Origin of the sequence: Pedobacter sp. KBW06 (genome assembly GCF_003852525.1) — a bacterium.
Lineage (GTDB): Bacteria > Bacteroidota > Bacteroidia > Sphingobacteriales > Sphingobacteriaceae > Pedobacter.
In genome coordinates this window covers 536,840-553,394 of record NZ_QAJL01000002.1, presented here as the reverse complement: position 1 = coordinate 553,394, position 16,555 = coordinate 536,840, and the positions used below count along the sequence as shown (strand labels likewise).

The window sequence follows — 16,555 nt, the reverse complement described above, 5'->3', positions numbered from 1 at the left end:
AAGGTAATCCAATTTCATGTCCAATCAACTCCATTTACAACAGTTCCAGCAGCAGATCGCTGAAAGTATTTCATCGAATACCTTTTTGAAAATTTCCCTTGGCAATTATCAGGGAAATGAAAAGGAACTAAAGAATGTTTACGCCCGCAGGGTAAAGATCAAAAGAACAGATATGCTTTCTTTTACTTACCGCTATAAAACCAGGGACATTATCAAGAATCTGCCAATCCCGGAAGGCATTCGTCTGGTGGCTAATTTCATCAGCAATGATTTCAAGGTTTGTACCCTTTTTACGACTTTAAAAGAAGTGATCCTGGAGCATAGTAAAAAGCAACTGATCTCTGTAAGGGAAAATATCGTGAAAGCGGCTGTCCAGCCAACACTCAGCCATAATAAAGAGAAGAAACGCATCATCCAGCCTACAGGAAAGACATATCTGCAGGAATTGAAGATTAGTGATGCTGAAGGAAATGTATTCAAAAATGCGCAGGATAAATACCGTCAGATCAATCAGTACGTGGAGATCCTGAGTGCTTTGATTAAAGAACTTCCGGCCGGGAAAATCAATAGTGTAGTGGATATGGGTTCGGGTAAAGGATACCTGACTTTTGCACTCTACGATTATTTGCACAATGTATTAAAGCTGGATACAAAAGTAACGGGAGTAGAGTACCGGGAAGACCTCGTTACGCTGTGTAACGGCATTGCGGGAAATTCCGGATTTGACAAACTTGATTTTGTGCCGGGAACGATCGAGAACTATGCTGTGGAATCGATCGACCTGCTGATTGCCCTTCATGCCTGCGATACGGCTACTGACGATGCGATCTATAAAGGGATCATGGCAAATGCCGGGCTGATTGTGGTGGCACCTTGCTGCCATAAGCAGATCAGGAGAGAGATGGAGAAAAATAAAGCAAAAAATGAACTGGCCTTTTTAACCAGACACGGAATTTTCATGGAACGTCAGGCGGAGATGGTGACAGATGGTATCAGGGCTTTGATCCTGGAGTACTGTGGCTATAAGACGAAGGTTTTTGAATTCATTTCTGATGCCCATACCCCTAAAAATGTCTTGGTAGTCGGCATCAAAACTACCGGTCCCGGACAGGCTGATAAGGCACAGGAAGAAAAAAGGGCAGAGATCAAACAAAAGATCGCAGAATCGAAGGCTTATTTCGGAATTGGTTACCATCATTTGGAACGAATTCTCGGCCTGGATAAACAGGTTTAAGTAAAATTCTGTCATCCTGTCACATATTTGTAACAGGTTTCGGACATAAAATTCTTTAATGATTGGATATTCCGAAGATTTTCTGCCAAAACTCAATTGGCACATTGCTTGTTAAACAGATGTAAATAAAAAGATTTCATAACATAAACAGAGATAAATAGCATGTCAAAAATTATTGGTATAGACTTAGGAACAACAAACTCTTGCGTAGCCGTAATGGAAGGTAACGAACCTGTAGTTATAGCCAACAGTGAGGGTAAACGTACTACGCCATCCATTGTTGCTTTTGCAGAAAATGGAGAACGTAAAGTAGGTGAGCCGGCAAAACGCCAGGCGATTACTAACCCAACAAAAACAATTTCTTCGATCAAACGCTTTATGGGCAGCAGCTTTGCTGAGGTGACTAAAGAAGCTGGTCGTGTACCTTATAAAGTAGTTAAAGGCGACAACAATACACCACGTGTAGAAATTGACGACCGTAAATATACGCCTCAAGAGCTTTCTGCAATGATCTTGCAGAAAATGAAAAAAACAGCTGAAGACTTTTTGGGTCATGAGGTAACTGAAGCAGTTATTACTGTTCCTGCTTACTTTAACGATGCACAACGTCAGGCAACTAAAGAAGCTGGTGAAATCGCTGGTTTAACAGTGAAACGTATCATCAACGAGCCAACTGCAGCTGCTTTAGCTTACGGTTTGGATAAAGCACACAAAGACATGAAAATTGTTGTGTTTGACTGTGGTGGTGGTACTCATGACGTTTCCGTATTAGAATTAGGTGACGGTGTATTTGAAGTAAAATCTACTGATGGTGATACACACTTAGGTGGTGATGACTTTGACCATATCATTATCGAATGGTTGGCAGCTGAATTCAAAAACGAATATGGTATGGACCTTAACCAGGATCCAATGGCATTACAACGTTTGAAAGAAGCAGCTGAGAAAGCTAAAATTGAGCTTTCAAGCACTACTTCTACTGAGATCAACCTTCCTTACATCACTGCTGATGCAACAGGTCCTAAACACTTGGTTAGAACTTTAAGCCGTGCTAAATTTGAGCAATTGGCAGCTGATTTAATCAAACGTACAATTGATCCTTGTAAATCAGCATTGAAAAATGCAGGTTTAAAAACAAGTGATATTGATGAGATCATCTTAGTTGGTGGTTCTACACGTATCCCTGCAATCCAGGATGCTGTTAAAGCTTTCTTCGGTAAAGAGCCTTCTAAAGGTGTTAACCCTGATGAGGTTGTAGCTATCGGTGCTGCAATTCAAGGTGGTGTATTGACAGGTGAAGTTAAAGATGTATTGTTATTAGATGTTACCCCTCTTTCATTAGGTATCGAGACTATGGGTGGTGTAATGACAAAACTAATTGAATCAAACACTACTATTCCTTCTAAAAAAGCAGAAACTTTCTCTACAGCAGCTGACAACCAGCCTTCAGTAGAAATCCACATCTTACAGGGAGAGCGTCCAATGGCAGCTCAGAACCGTACAATTGGTCGTTTCATCTTAGATGGTATTCCACCGGCTCCACGTGGAGTTCCTCAGGTAGAAGTAGCATTTGATATTGATGCAAACGGTATCTTACATGTAAGTGCTAAAGATAAAGCTACTGGTAAAGAGCAAAAAATCCGTATTGAAGCTTCTTCAGGCTTAACTGACGAAGAGATCAAAAGGATGAAAGAAGAAGCAGAGCAAAATGCTGATGCAGATAAAGCAGCTAAAGAAGAAGCTGAAAAAATCAACAGCGCTGATGCTTTAATCTTCTCTACTGAGAAACAACTGAAAGAATTTGGCGAGAAAATCTCTGCAGATAAAAAAGCACCTATCGAAGAAGGTTTGAAAAAACTGAAAGATGCGCATGCTGCTAGAAACTTTGCTGATATCGATGCTGCTCAGGAAGAATTACAGAATGCATGGAATGCAGCTTCTGAAGAGATGTACAAAGCAGGACAAGATGGTGCACAACCAGAAGGTGCTGCAGGTGCTCAACAGGAAGGTCAGCCTGCAGGTGGTGACGACGTTACCGATGTAGATTTTGAAGAAGTAAAAGACGATAAAAAATAGTCGTTCATACGATAACATAAAAAGGGTGTTCTGAGAATTCAGAGCACCCTTTTTTTATGTATTATTGCGATAAAACAAAAAAGGGATTCACATTTGTGAATCCCTTTTTTTATCTGCTGGTGTAGAGATTAGTTCCAAAGGTTATCCGGATAAGCTCCGTCTTTGATCAACTGATCAATACTTGCTTTAACGATTGGTTTATCTTCTTTATAAGTTACGCCGAACCACTGACTGTCAGTAGGAACTACTTTGAAATCTGCTTTTCTTGATTTTACCAGGTATTCTGCTACCAATGGAATGAAAAACTCTGCTTTAGGGTTTTCTTTGTTCTGTACAGCGAAATCTCTGAACAGCTCTTCCGTGATTTGGAAAACAGCAGGTGTAAAGCCCCAGAAATTCATCGATACGCGCGTATCTACTGCCAATGGGTATTGTTTGTCGTCTTCTTCGAAAACGATCGTCTCACCGTCTCTTAATACCTTTGTACGCTCATTGATATCTTCAAGAGTACCGTTCTCGTCCACTTTGCAAACACCTCTTGATACAGAACCATAGTCTGACAAAGTTTTGCCAATTTCATATCCGATCATTGAGTAGTTGCTGTCGCTCACTTCAGTAGTCAGGAATTTTACCATTTTCTGGTAAGCATCCAATCCGTAGAAGTCATCTGCATTGATCACGCAGAAAGGCTCATTGATGGCCGTTCTTCCGGAAAGGATCGCGTGTGCAGTACCCCATGGTTTTGCTCTTTCAATGTCGATATCCACACCAAATTGTTTGATGTCAAAGTTTTGGAATACGTAATCAGTTTCGATTTTTCCGTTTAGTTTCGCTTCAAAAATCTCTTTGAAATCGTTTAAAAACTCCTCTTTAATAATAAAGACAACCTTACCGAATCCGGCTTTAATCGCATCATATATAGAGTAATCAATAATGGTCTCGTTGTTCGGGCCGAATCCGTCAATTTGTTTCATGCTGCCGTAGCGACTTGCCATCCCAGCTGCTAGTATTAATAAGGTTGGTTTCATGGGACTAAAATAATTATTAAGTTTAAATTCAAGGTAAAAAATACGGGTTTATTTATAATTTAACCACTAATAGGGAGTGATTCGCTGATTTAAAAACCAAAGATCCCTTTCCCCCCGCTGCTGCGCGTTTTTTTGCCGGTTAACATTCCGAACAGCCCACGTACAATTTCCTTGCCAATCTGCCGGGTAATGGTGGCTCCCATGACCTGTTCTATGATGCTTTTGCCCTCCTTTTTGGGGGCAGGTTCTTCTTCTGTGCTTTCTGCGGCCAGTTTATCGTTAATTCGTTTGGTCAGGATTTCATAGGCACTTTCCGGATCAATGCTTTCCTGATACTTTTGGTTCATGGGGCTGGATTGGACTAATTTTCCATAGTCTGAGGCATTCATGGGGCCCATCACTGATTTTGGAGGTGTAAGCATTGTTGCAGTGACTTCTGTTGGGATGCCTTTATCGTTTAGAACCGTGATGAGTGCCTGACCGGTTCCCAGTGAAGTCAGCACCTTATCGATCTTATAGAAAGCAGAGGTGGGATAGGTATTGACCGTTTTCTTTAAAGCATCGGCATCGTTGGGCGTAAATACCCTTAGTGCATGTTGAATCCTGTTGCCCAATTGAGAGAGTACGCTCTCCGGAACATCTGTAGGCGATTGCGTGCAAAAGAAGACGCCTATGCCCTTGGATCTGATGAGCCGGATGATCGTTTCAATCTGCTCCATAAAAGCTTTGGAGGAGTCTTTAAACAGCAGGTGTGCCTCATCAAAGAAGAAGACCAGTTTAGGTTTGTCGAGATCTCCGACTTCGGGTAAATTATAATACAGTTCTGCCAGTAAACTCAGCAGATAGGTGGAATAGAGTTTCGGTTGGTTTTGAACATCTGAGATGTTCAGCAAAGAGATGGTCCCTTTACCATCAGTTCTGACAAAGAGGTCTTCGATATCAAAAGAGCGTTCCCCGAACATCGCGCCCAGACCCTGTTGTTCAATCGTAATGATTTTTCTGAGAATGGTTCCTGAGGTGGCAGGGGAAATAGAACCGTAGTCACTTTTTATTTCTTCTTTTCCAGGTCCGTCTGAAAGGTAGGAAACGAGTTTTTTAAGGTCGTTCAGGTCAATTAACGGAAGCTTACTGTCGTCCGCATATTTAAAGATGACAGAAAGTACCCCGGTTTGCGTATCGTTAAGGTCCAGAATCTTGGCCAGCAAGGTTGGTCCGAATTCCAGAATGGTTGCCCTCATCTGTGCACCTAATTTCCCGGAAAGGGAATAAGGTTCTATCGGATATCCGGAAGGCGTAAATGGTTTTTTCAGCTGCGTTGCCCTTTCCTCAATTTTAGGGTTGCTTTCGCCTGCCTGGTACAAACCGGAAAGGTCTCCTTTGACATCGAGCATAAATACGGGAACACCCGCATCGGAAAGCTGTTCGGCAAGCAGTTGCAGGGTTCTGGTTTTTCCCGTACCGGTAGCACCGGCAACGAGGCCATGACGGTTCATCATATGTAAATAGAGATTTACCTCTGCTTCTGCCAGGACTTCGCCTTCTAAAATTCCTGCACCTAGATAGATATAGGAGCCTTTAGGTTGATAAGCTGCTTTAACTTTTTCTATAAACTGTTGGGTTTGATCACTCATAGGAGGGTATGTTTTTTCATTGACATGCTTTTCTAAAAATAGGGAATAAAAAATAAAAGCGTGAATGGCTTTCGCCAGACACGCTTTTATCAATACCTGATGACAGGTCTTTTATTTAGAATATTTGAAATCGTGGTCTTTTTTGATGTTCAATAAAGAGTGATAAATTAGGCTGATCACGTTGTCTACATCTTCTTTATGGATCATTTCTACCGTAGTGTGCATATAGCGTAACGGAAGAGAGATCAAAGCAGAAGGAACACCACCGTTAGAGTAAGCAAAAGCATCGGTATCTGTACCTGTAGACCTTGACGAAGCCTGACGCTGGAATGGAATGTCATTCTTTTCTGCCGTTTCAATCAATAATTTATTCAGGTTTGTTTGTACCGCAGGAGCATAAGAAACTACCGGGCCTTTACCACATGCCAAATCACCCTGTGTGATTTTGTTGATCATTGGGGTACTGGTATCGTGAGTCACATCGGTCACAATCGCTACATGGGGCTTAATCCTGTCGGCAATCATTTCTGCACCACGCAGACCGATTTCTTCCTGTACAGAGTTTACGATGTATAAGGCAAAAGGAAGTTTTTGTTTGTTTTCTTTAAGTAAACGCGCTACTTCAGCAATCATGAAACCACCGGCTCTGTTGTCTAATGCACGGCCAACATAATAACGGTCGTTCAGCACCATGAATTCATCTTCATAAGTGATCACACAACCTACATGGATCCCCAGTTTTTCCACTTCTTCTTTGCTGGTACATCCACAGTCAAGGAAAATATTTTTTAAGGCAGGGGCTTCTTCTTTTTCACCGCTTCTGGTATGAATGGCCGGCCATCCGAAAACAGCTTTCACCATGCCTTTGTCGGTGTGGATATTTACGCGTTTTGAAGGGGCAATCTGATGATCTGAACCACCATTGCGGATTACGTAAATTAAACCATCAGAAGTAATGTAATTCACAAACCAGGAGATTTCATCGGCATGTGCCTCAATCACCACCCTGTATTCTGCTTTTGGGTTGATGACCCCTACTGCCGTACCATAGTTATCGATAAAGCTTTCATCGATATAAGGTTTTAAATAGTCCAGCCATAACTTCTGCCCGGGGTATTCAAAACCTGTAGGAGATGGGTTGTTGATATATTCTTCAAAAAATTGGAGTGATTTCTTAGTAACTACAGAAACATGTTTCTGTTTATCGTCTTTCTTTTTTGCCATTATGATGTTTTCTTTAAAACGTGTTTTTAAGCGGATTTATGCTTAAGCTGAACAAATATATAAACTAGGGTTTAAGCAACAAGTTAATTGTTGAGTTGTAACTGCATGATGACAAATTCCAGTCCGGATTTGCTGAAGCGCTGATCGGTCTCCGAAAAGCCAAATTTCAGGTAGAAAGGCGAGGCCGATGTCCTGGCATTGCACCAGAGTCTCGTGGCCCCCATGTGCTCCACATAGGTCATGATGTGCCGGAGCATCCGGCTTCCATATCCTTTTCCCTGTGCAGCAGGAAGGGTTGCAAATTTGCGGAACTGGTAAACTGTACCATATTCAAAGACAGAGATGACCGTGACAAGCTGATCATCGGCGAACAGTCCGAAGTGAATCCCATTGGGATCGTCTTCCAGTTTTATGGCATCATATGGCTCATCCGGATACATTGCTTCATGTCTGATGCGCCAGGTAAGGTCAGGTCTGATTTGTTCAATCTGTATTTTTTCCATTAGCCGGAGAATTAGGTTTTCAGCTTTCCGCTGTAAAATTTATAGATACAAATGTTCAGCAGGATGACTGCGGTAGTTCCCATGCAAAATAAGGGCCATTGACCTTTATCCCACAACCATAAGCCCAGGGCAGAGCCAAAGGAGGCGCCGACAAAACTTACGGACATAAATACCGTATTGAGGCGGTTGCGTGCCTCAGGGAGCAAAGCGTAAATCCGCGTTTGGTTGGTCACATGGATCGCTTGCTGACCAATGTCGATCAGAATAATTCCTGCGATAAAGAGGTACAGATGGGTTCCGGTAAAGTAAAAAGCAGCGATACTCAGCAGTTGTAAAATGAGGCCTGTCAGCAGGTTTCTACGTGGATTGCTGCCACTACTCAGCCTGCCCACCAATGGGGCCGCTAAAGCTCCGGCAGCTCCGGCAATTCCAAATAAACCTATCTGTAAGGTCTGAAAGCTGAAAGGAGGGTTGGCCAGGAACAAAACCATAGTGGTCCAGAAGGCACTCAGGATAGAGAAAGCAAGGAAATTGATAATTGAAGCTTCCCTTAATACCGGTTGCGTTTTCACATAATGCCACATAGAAGACATCAACTCCTTATAGCTGCCTTTAAAAGAAGGCATACTTAATGGAAAACGTTTGGCCATCAGAACCAATAACAAAGAACAGATTCCGGCAGCGATAAAATACATTGTTCTCCAGCCCCAGAGGAAACCAATACTTCCGCTAATCGCCCTTGATGCGAGGATGCCTACCAGCAGGCCACTCATGATGATGCCAATGGTTTCTCCTCTTTTTTCATCGGAACTCAGGTTGGCAGCCATCGGTAAGATGAGCTGTGGCACGATAGAACTGGCCCCGATCAATACGCTGGCAATTTGCAGCAAAAGGAACGAGTGGGAGAGTGCGGCAAGCAATAAGGCCGCTACTGCGACACCCGTAATCATTAAGATCTGCTTGCGGCGTTCGAACATATCGCCCAGCGGAACAATTAAAAACAAACCCAGGGCGTAACCGGCCTGGGTAAGGTAAGTGATTTTGCCAGCGTGACTTTCGCTGAGCCCGAACTCCTGGGCTACAAGGATCACCAATGGCTGGCAATAATAGATATTAGCTACGATAAGACCCGTGCAAAAGGCCATCAGCAAAACGTCAGTACGACTAAGCTTCATTTATTTTCTATAATGGGATGTTCCCGTGTTTTCTGCGGGGACGGTTGACAACTTTATTTTCCAGCATCTTAAATGCCTTGATTAATTTAATTCTCGTTTGGCTGGGCTCGATCACTTCATCCACAAAGCCACGTTCTGCCGCACGATAAGGATTAGCAAAGGTATCAGAGTATAATTTCTCTTTTTCCAGCCATTTTTCTTCCGGGTTTTCAGCAGTGCTGATCTCTTTTTTGAAGATGATCTCGGCAGCTCCCTTAGCACCCATTACTGCGATTTCCGCAGTTGGCCAGGCATAGTTCATATCTGCACCAATGTGTTTAGAGTTCATCACATCGTAAGCACCACCATAAGCTTTTCGGGTGATGACCGTAATGCGGGGAACAGTCGCTTCACTGAAAGCATACAATAGTTTTGCACCATTGTTGATAATGCCATTCCATTCCTGATCTGTACCCGGAAGGAATCCCGGAACATCTTCAAATACCAATAGCGGAATATTGAAACAATCACAGAAACGTACAAAACGTGCGGCTTTGGTTGAGGCATGGTTGTCCAGTACTCCGGCAAGGTAGGCCGGCTGATTGGCCACGATACCGATGCTTCTGCCGGCAAGGCGTGCAAAACCAACCACGATGTTTTCCGCATATTCACGGTGTACTTCCAGAAAGCTGTCTGCATCCATCACTTCAGAAACAACAGACCTGATGTCGTAAGGCTGATTGTTATTGACAGGCATCAGGGTATTTAATGCCGGGCGACTTTCCTCTGCGGCAGTGTAGGCTAAAGCCGCTGGTGTTTCCTCACAGTTCTGAGGCATATAACTCAGCAACCTTTTCACATGATTGATGGCATCCAGTTCATTGGCACAGGCAAAATGGGTCACACCAGACTTGGTCGCATGTGTTGATGCCCCGCCCAGTTCCTCAGAGGTTACCTCTTCATGGGTTACCGTTTTGACCACATTAGGTCCTGTTACAAACATATAAGAGGTGTTTTCCACCATCAGTATAAAGTCGGTAATTGCAGGAGAGTATACTGCGCCACCGGCACAAGGGCCCATGATGGCCGACAACTGTGGGATCACTCCCGAAGCCTGTACATTCCTGTAAAAGATATCTGCATAGCCGCCAAGGGAAACTACACCTTCCTGGATCCTCGCACCACCACTGTCATTTAATCCAATCACAGGAGCGCCGTTTTTCATGGCCATATCCATGATCTTACAGATTTTCTCGGCATGGGTTTCTGATAAAGATCCACCGAAAACGGTGAAATCCTGTGAAAACACATAGACCAGGCGGCCATTGATGTTTCCATATCCGGTTACTACGCCGTCACCTAAATACTTCTCCCTTTCCATTCCGAAATCGGTACTTCTGTGGGTTACCATCATTCCAATCTCTTCAAAAGTATTTTCATCCATCAGGAAATGAATTCTTTCCCTTGCGGTCAGTTTTCCTTTTTTATGCTGACTTTCGATCCTTGCTGCTCCACCACCGGTTTGAGCTTGTTTAACTTTATCCTGAAGTAAATCTATTTTGGTTTTCATTGGAATATGTTTTTTTTAGCGGTTCTGAAGCCATCTTCATTTTTAAGCGGTATGCTGATGATGGTTTCATTCGAATATATTTGGTTCAAGGTTAAACATCCGGTTTTTTGCAAATTGTGGATCATACCGGATGAGTTTTGTAAAATAGCAATTGTTATTGAAACGATGGCATTACCAGCGGTATTGTAGTCTGGCAGTAAATACATCATCTTTAATGTCGTCCAGGTATTGTGGCAATTGTGTTTTGTCGTTTACCACATGCTCATTGTAAAGGGTTAGTTTTAAGCGGCCGTTGATCAGATAGGTCATCCCGTAGCCCAATGTGCTGAACTTGATGTCGCCGGAAGTGGTATTGCTGTTTGGCGCTCCGATTTCACTTTCTTTGATCTGGTCGTTGGGATCATAGACATCGTAAGCCGCCAGTGCGGTAAACTTGGATTTTGCAATTCGATGGCTCAGCCATAGGTAATAACCTGAAAATTCGCGTAAGTATAGATTCGTTTCCGGTTGTACAGAGAAACTTGTGCTGGCCAATGGGCCGGTAACTTTGGAAGAACCTGCAACGCCAGGTTGTTTACCGCCAATATATTCAGCTTTAAACAGGGTCGTGCCCAGCGGGTTGTCATATTGCAATTGCAGGTTGGCACCATAATAATCGCGTTTGGCGTAGGAATCTGTATAGCTGGTACTCACGTCTTTAATGAAAGCATTTCCGCTGCGTCTCAACAGGGTATCCGTATTGCTGCGTACATATCCTTTATAAATGGAGCCTCCAAAACCAAGGTGTAATTTGCCGTTAGCCAGACTGTCAAATTTAAATCCCAGGTTTCCTACGATGTCTTTTTTAGAATCATAATCCCTGGCACTGTGTCCGCTGCCATTAATTACGGCAATTTCGGCTGTCAGGAAGTGAAATGCCTTGTTGTCAGGTCTGAAAGTGATCATGGCACCAAGGTCACGTTCTCTCGGCATCAGCGTCTGAAAAACCCTTGCGCGTTCAGGAAAGTCCCGGTATCCTGAAGAATACACAATGGAGTGCCCAAAAGGACGGTTGAAAAGTCCGGCGGTAAACATCAGTTGTTTCGAGTTTGGCTGATGAAGCTGAATAAAAGCATCCATCAGCTGAACACCATTTTGTGTTGCGTCTATCTGGAAAACAATGCTGGAGTATTTATCTGCCCTATCTATTTTTAACCTTCCCCTGCGGATCATAAAGCGGTCTTTAGAGTTTTTTGCAAAATCTCCCCCGGAAAAAGAATTGATTCCGCCGGATTGTGCATGTTGATATTGAGTTTGAAGATACCCGGTGATGGCGATTTCATGCGGGTCATAAGAAGAGGGGGCGTTATTGCTTTGTGCCAATAGCGAAAAAGGGCTTAAAATGGCAAGGAATAGTAATAATTTTCTCATGAATGGTAAACAGTGTTTTGAGTCGCCTAAATTACAGTTAATGCTTCGTTTTTCGATGGAAAGCAAGGGGATTTTAAAAAACAGCAGTTGTTTTTTGTGACTGTCATCACTAAATTACATTTTTTTTACATGACAATTTGGTAAAAAGACTGTTTTGGAGCTATTTTTGAAGAGTTGAAGAAAAAATTATAGATCAGCATGTTCCTAAGGAAGTACCGTCTTTTAATCATCATTACCTTTTTGGGCATCTTTTGCGTAAAGATGGTGATTTCCGGTGCTCCAGTGTTTTTTAGCAATTTCCATAAAGATAGCATCAACTCTGTGATCATGCAGATCGAAGTAGAGCATAGTGCTGATGGTGACAGTGGTAAAGTAAAAGTGAACCTATGTGATTCTAAAATGATCGACGTTCATTATGCCGTAAGTTTTATGGCCATACTTAGCCACTTTGGTATCAGCAATAGCTATATCGATCACTTTAAGCGGCATGTCGATCCCTTCCATCCCTCCGTACCTACTCCGCCGCCAAACTGGTGCTAATTTATTCGTATAACTAACCCTGATGGGATAGCTATGCATTTTTTTGAATTAGTTTATTAGAATTAAAACGTAGTTTTATGCAGAATGGTAACTCAGTCTTTTCAAGATTGGACGTGAAAAAGTATATATTAAAAAAGAATTTAAAACACGATTTACCTTCGAGTATTGTCGTGTTCCTGGTGGCCCTGCCTTTGTGTTTAGGTATCGCCTTAGCCTCAGGTGCGCCATTATTTGCCGGTCTTGTGACTGGTATTGTTGGAGGAATCGTAGTATCCACGCTAAGTGGATCTCAATTGAGTGTCAGTGGTCCGGCTGCCGGTTTAACGGCCATCGTTTTAGGAGCAATAGCTCAGTTAGGTGCCTATGACATCTTTTTATTGGCTGTTGTGCTTGCCGGGGTAATGCAGCTGATCCTTGGTTTATTAAAAGGAGGTACAATCGGTAATTATTTCCCTTCAAGTGTAATTGAAGGAATGCTTGCCGCTATTGGTTTAACGCTGATCCTTAAACAGCTTCCTCATGCTTTGGGCATAGATTCAGATTTTTTTGGTGATGAAAGCTTCTTTCAGAAAGACAATGAAAATACCTTCTCTGCCATTGGAAATGCCTTTAGTCATTTTAGCTTAGCAGCAATTGTGATTAGCGGATTGTCTATTGCGGTTTTGCTTTTATGGCCTAAATTCAAGAAACTGGCGGTTATCCCTGCACCATTAATTGTGGTGGTATTGGGAATTGCCTTAACTATTGTATTCCAGAATACAGGATATGCTTTGCAAGCCAAACAAATGGTAGAGATTCCGGTGGTGAGCGGATGGTCGGAATTTACGGCCCTGTTTGCTGTTCCGAAGTTCTCGGCAATTACAGATTCGAAAGTATGGGTAGTGGCTGCGACAATTGCAGTGGTAGCCAGTCTGGAGACATTGTTAAGTATTGAAGCAGTAGATAAAATTGACCCGATCAAAAGGGTCTCCCCAACCAACAGAGAGTTGATGGCTCAGGGTGCGGGAAATATGGTGAGTGGTATGTTGGGTGGTTTGCCAATGACTTCAGTAATTGTAAGGAGTTCCGCCAACGTAAATGCCGGCGGAAGAACTAAAATGTCCGCAATATTTCACGGAGTTTGGTTACTTTTATCCTTATTATTTATTCCGGGTATCATCAATATGATTCCTCTGGCCTGTCTGGCAGCGATTCTATTGGTAACTGGTTATAAATTGACACGTGTAGCATTGTTCAAACATATGTATCATAAAGGTTGGGACCAGTTTGTACCGTTTGTCATCACGATTATCGCCGTGTTGTTAACCGACTTGTTAAAAGGTGTGGCTATAGGGATGTTATTCTCCATCTTCTACCTGCTGCGTACCAATATGCGGAACCCGTTCTTCTACAAAATCCAGGAAGAAGGCAACAAGAAAAACCTGCGGATAAAACTTGCCGAAGAGGTATCATTTTTAAATAAGGCCGCCATTCAGGTGATGCTGACAAATATCCCTAAAGAAACAAATGTGATCATTGACGGAACAAATTCCAGATATATAGATCCCGATGTTTTAGAAACCATCTTTAATTATAAGCACAACGCTTATACTAAGGGGATTATCGTAAGTTTAGAGAACATTAAAACACAATACACTGTTCCAAAGTTGAATAGTAAAATCATAGAAGAAATTAATAATTAGAATTATTATGTGCGCAAAATTAGAAACAACAGAAACAAAACAAATTACATACGAGGGATTATTGCAGGGAAATAAAGACTGGGTTGCTGCAACCTTGGCAGAAGATCCTACCTTCTTTGATCGTTTATCTGCGGGACAAAAACCACCGATCTTGTGGATTGGTTGTTCTGACAGCCGTGTTCCGGCAAACCAGATCACAAATACTGCTCCAGGCGATATCTTTGTTCACCGTAACATTGCCAATGTGGTGGTGCATACCGATATGAACATGTTAAGTGTACTGGATTATGCAGTAAATGTATTGGAAGTAGAGCATGTGATCGTATGTGGTCATTATGGTTGCGGTGGGGTAGAAGCTGCGATGGGCAACAAACAGGTGGGCATCATCGACAACTGGTTGAGAAACATTAAAGATACTTACAGGTTACATTATCATGAGCTGGATATGATTTCTGATCATAAAAAGAGAGCAGCGAGATTGGTAGAGCTGAACGTAGTAGAAGGTGTTTTCAATTTGAGCAAAACATCTATCGTTCAGAACAGATGGTCTAATGGTAAAAAACTAAGTTTACATGGATGGGCTTACAGCCTTGCAACTGGTTTGATTACAGATCTTGGCGTTACCTGCGAGAACAACACCCACATGAAATCTGTATTTCGTATGGATGGCATAGAAAAAGCAAAATAACATAAAAAAGGCTGAATCTCAGATTCAGCCTTCCATAAAAAAAGGAGGATTCTATAAAAGAATCCTCCTTTTTTTATGCTTAAAAATTCTAGTCGTTAGACAAGAACGGGTAACGGTAATCTTTTGGCGGATCGAAAGTTTCTTTGATCGTACGTGGAGAAACCCAACGTAAAAGGTTGATCATTGATCCTGCTTTATCGTTGGTACCTGAACCTCTGGCACCGCCAAATGGCTGCTGACCAACAACGGCACCTGTACATTTATCATTGATGTAGAAGTTACCTGCTGCATTTCTCAAACGGTGTGTTGCTTTTTCAATCGCATAACGATCCTGAGCAATCACTGCACCGGTTAAGGCATAGATAGAAGTGCTGTCTACGATATCCAGGATCTGATCGAATTCTTCGTCATCATAAACATATAACGTCAATACCGGGCCGAATAACTCTTCGCACATCGTCACGTATTTAGGATCCTGAACCACCAATACAGTAGGCTCAATGAAGTATCCTTTAGATTTATCGTAGTTACCACCAGCGATGATCTCTACAGATTTATCGTTTTTAGCCTCATCGATATATTTTGTCAGTTTATCGAAAGAGTTTCCGTCGATTACTGCATTGATGAAATTGCCAAAATCTTCTGTACCGCCCATTTTGAAGGTCGCTAAATCGCGCTGCATAAATTCTTTGACCTTAGGCCAGATGCTTTTTGCTACATAAACGCGTGAAGCTGCAGAACATTTCTGCCCCTGGTATTCAAATGCACCACGGATGATCGCCGTGCTGGATGATTCTGCTTCTGCTGAACCATGAACAAGGATAAAATCTTTACCACCTGTTTCACCAACGATGCGTGGGTATGTTTTAAATTTGTGAATGTTATTTCCAATGGTTTTCCAGATGTCCTGGAATACCCCTGTAGATCCTGTAAAGTGAATACCTGCAAAGTCAGGGTGGTTGAAGATCACTTCACCTGCTTCCGGTCCTGAAACATAAACCAGGTTGATTACACCATCAGGTAATCCTGCTTCTCTGAAGATCTGCATCAATACATTTGCAGAATAGATTTGTGTATTTGCCGGTTTCCAGACTACCACATTTCCCATCATTGCTGCAGATGTTGGCAGGTTTCCTGCGATTGCCGTAAAGTTGAATGGCGTTAAGGCGAATACAAATCCTTCTAAAGGACGTTGTTCAACCCTGTTCCATGATCCTTTAGGGGAAACCGGAGGTTGTTGTTTATAGATTTCCGACATATAACTTACGTTAAAACGAAGGAAGTCGATCAGCTCACATGCCGAATCAATCTCTGCCTGATAGGCATTTTTTGACTGTCCCAACATGGTTGCTGCATTCAGTTTATAACGGTATGGTCCGGCAATAAGATCGGCTGCTTTTAAGAAGATCGCTGCACGATGTTCCCATGCCAGATTTTCCCAGTTTGCTTTTGCGGCCAGAGCGGCATCAATAGCTTGTTTTACATGGTCTTTATTCCCCTTACTGTACTCAGCAAGAATGTGCTGATGGTCGTGTGGAGGAGTTGCTTTTCCTTTATTTTCCGTATGCACTTCCTTCCCGTCAATGTACATTGGGATGTCAATTTTTTTAGAGCGGGCATCGGCTATTGCAGCCTTCAAAAGTTCACGTTCTTTACTTCCGGGAGCATAGCCTAAAATCGGCTCATTGATCGGAGTGGGTACGTTAAAAAATCCTTTAAGCATGATATAAAATATTGTTTGTACAAAGATAGCCTTTTATTTTGTTGGCTGGTAGCCCTGAATATGTATTAACTTCATACAATGCGCGCTATAAT

Annotated in this window: 13 protein-coding genes; 5 read left to right on the top strand and 8 right to left on the bottom strand. The window is 42.5% G+C overall.

All coding sequences use genetic code 11. The annotated features are described in order from the left end of the window. The first annotated feature begins 16 nt into the window (after nucleotides 1-16). Both DBR43_RS12380 and dnaK read left to right on the top strand, forming a co-directional pair. The gene (locus DBR43_RS12380; protein ID WP_124581286.1) at nucleotides 17-1,234 is read left to right on the top strand and encodes a class I SAM-dependent methyltransferase; all 1,218 of its coding nucleotides are present in this window, start codon (nucleotides 17-19) and stop codon (nucleotides 1,232-1,234) included. Nucleotides 1,235-1,396: 162 nt separating this feature from the next. Further along, complete coding sequence (gene dnaK / locus DBR43_RS12375; protein WP_124581284.1) at nucleotides 1,397-3,310, top strand: molecular chaperone DnaK; 1,914 nt, start codon at nucleotides 1,397-1,399, stop codon at nucleotides 3,308-3,310. Between the two features lie 128 nt (nucleotides 3,311-3,438). Here dnaK and DBR43_RS12370 read toward each other — a convergent pair whose 3' ends face one another. From DBR43_RS12370 to DBR43_RS12340, 7 genes are all read right to left on the bottom strand, one after another. Next, nucleotides 3,439-4,338, bottom strand: a complete 900-nt coding sequence (locus tag DBR43_RS12370) for an NDP-sugar synthase (protein WP_124581282.1) — start codon at nucleotides 4,336-4,338, stop codon at nucleotides 3,439-3,441. Nucleotides 4,339-4,427: 89 nt separating this feature from the next. Then, the gene (locus DBR43_RS12365; protein ID WP_124581280.1) at nucleotides 4,428-5,969 is read right to left on the bottom strand and encodes a helicase HerA-like domain-containing protein; all 1,542 of its coding nucleotides are present in this window, start codon (nucleotides 5,967-5,969) and stop codon (nucleotides 4,428-4,430) included. A 111-nt stretch (nucleotides 5,970-6,080) separates the two neighbouring features. Continuing rightward, the gene (locus tag DBR43_RS12360; protein ID WP_124581278.1) at nucleotides 6,081-7,193 is read right to left on the bottom strand and encodes a M42 family metallopeptidase; all 1,113 of its coding nucleotides are present in this window, start codon (nucleotides 7,191-7,193) and stop codon (nucleotides 6,081-6,083) included. A gap of 83 nt (nucleotides 7,194-7,276) precedes the next feature. Beyond that, the gene (locus tag DBR43_RS12355; RefSeq protein WP_124581276.1) at nucleotides 7,277-7,696 is read right to left on the bottom strand and encodes a GNAT family N-acetyltransferase; all 420 of its coding nucleotides are present in this window, start codon (nucleotides 7,694-7,696) and stop codon (nucleotides 7,277-7,279) included. 11 nt (nucleotides 7,697-7,707) lie between these two features. After that, a complete protein-coding gene (locus DBR43_RS12350) occupies nucleotides 7,708-8,871 on the bottom strand; it encodes an MFS transporter (protein WP_124581274.1) in 1,164 nt (387 codons plus the stop codon). Between the two features lie 7 nt (nucleotides 8,872-8,878). Further along, the gene (locus tag DBR43_RS12345) at nucleotides 8,879-10,420 is read right to left on the bottom strand and encodes an acyl-CoA carboxylase subunit beta (protein ID WP_124581272.1); all 1,542 of its coding nucleotides are present in this window, start codon (nucleotides 10,418-10,420) and stop codon (nucleotides 8,879-8,881) included. Between the two features lie 171 nt (nucleotides 10,421-10,591). Then, nucleotides 10,592-11,830 carry a porin gene (locus DBR43_RS12340; protein ID WP_124581270.1) on the bottom strand — a complete coding sequence of 413 codons (1,239 nt, stop codon included), beginning with the start codon at nucleotides 11,828-11,830 and terminating at the stop codon, nucleotides 10,592-10,594. A gap of 198 nt (nucleotides 11,831-12,028) precedes the next feature. Between DBR43_RS12340 and DBR43_RS12335 the strand changes: the two genes are divergently transcribed. The 3 genes from DBR43_RS12335 to can all read left to right on the top strand — a co-directional run bounded on the left by DBR43_RS12335 (nucleotide 12,029) and on the right by can (nucleotide 14,740). Continuing rightward, entirely contained in the window at nucleotides 12,029-12,370 is a 342-nt protein-coding gene (locus DBR43_RS12335) for a hypothetical protein (RefSeq protein WP_074612125.1), read from the top strand. A 77-nt stretch (nucleotides 12,371-12,447) separates the two neighbouring features. Beyond that, nucleotides 12,448-14,052 (top strand): SulP family inorganic anion transporter, encoded by a 1,605-nt coding sequence (locus DBR43_RS12330; protein WP_124581268.1) that lies wholly within the window; start codon nucleotides 12,448-12,450, stop codon nucleotides 14,050-14,052. 7 nt (nucleotides 14,053-14,059) lie between these two features. After that, a complete protein-coding gene (can, locus tag DBR43_RS12325; protein WP_124581266.1) occupies nucleotides 14,060-14,740 on the top strand; it encodes a carbonate dehydratase in 681 nt (226 codons plus the stop codon). A gap of 88 nt (nucleotides 14,741-14,828) precedes the next feature. Here can and pruA read toward each other — a convergent pair whose 3' ends face one another. Continuing rightward, nucleotides 14,829-16,463, bottom strand: a complete 1,635-nt coding sequence (gene pruA / locus DBR43_RS12320) for an L-glutamate gamma-semialdehyde dehydrogenase (protein ID WP_124581264.1) — start codon at nucleotides 16,461-16,463, stop codon at nucleotides 14,829-14,831. Between the last annotated feature and the right edge of the window lie 92 nt (nucleotides 16,464-16,555).

Excerpts from the sequence above, each read along its gene's own strand:
- DBR43_RS12365 (WP_124581280.1), bottom strand. The coding sequence starts at position 5,969 with ATGAGTGATCAAACCCAACAGTTTATAGAAAAAGTTAAAGCAGCTTAT.
- DBR43_RS12340 (WP_124581270.1), bottom strand. The coding sequence starts at position 11,830 with ATGAGAAAATTATTACTATTCCTTGCCATTTTAAGCCCTTTTTCGCTA.
- DBR43_RS12355 (WP_124581276.1), bottom strand. The coding sequence starts at position 7,696 with ATGGAAAAAATACAGATTGAACAAATCAGACCTGACCTTACCTGGCGC.
- dnaK (WP_124581284.1), top strand. The coding sequence starts at position 1,397 with ATGTCAAAAATTATTGGTATAGACTTAGGAACAACAAACTCTTGCGTA.
- DBR43_RS12350 (WP_124581274.1), bottom strand. The coding sequence starts at position 8,871 with ATGAAGCTTAGTCGTACTGACGTTTTGCTGATGGCCTTTTGCACGGGT.
- DBR43_RS12335 (WP_074612125.1), top strand. The coding sequence starts at position 12,029 with ATGTTCCTAAGGAAGTACCGTCTTTTAATCATCATTACCTTTTTGGGC.
- DBR43_RS12360 (WP_124581278.1), bottom strand. The coding sequence starts at position 7,193 with ATGGCAAAAAAGAAAGACGATAAACAGAAACATGTTTCTGTAGTTACT.
- DBR43_RS12370 (WP_124581282.1), bottom strand. The coding sequence starts at position 4,338 with ATGAAACCAACCTTATTAATACTAGCAGCTGGGATGGCAAGTCGCTAC.
- DBR43_RS12330 (WP_124581268.1), top strand. The coding sequence starts at position 12,448 with ATGCAGAATGGTAACTCAGTCTTTTCAAGATTGGACGTGAAAAAGTAT.
- DBR43_RS12380 (WP_124581286.1), top strand. The coding sequence starts at position 17 with ATGTCCAATCAACTCCATTTACAACAGTTCCAGCAGCAGATCGCTGAA.
- can (WP_124581266.1), top strand. The coding sequence starts at position 14,060 with ATGTGCGCAAAATTAGAAACAACAGAAACAAAACAAATTACATACGAG.
- pruA (WP_124581264.1), bottom strand. The coding sequence starts at position 16,463 with ATGCTTAAAGGATTTTTTAACGTACCCACTCCGATCAATGAGCCGATT.
- DBR43_RS12345 (WP_124581272.1), bottom strand. The coding sequence starts at position 10,420 with ATGAAAACCAAAATAGATTTACTTCAGGATAAAGTTAAACAAGCTCAA.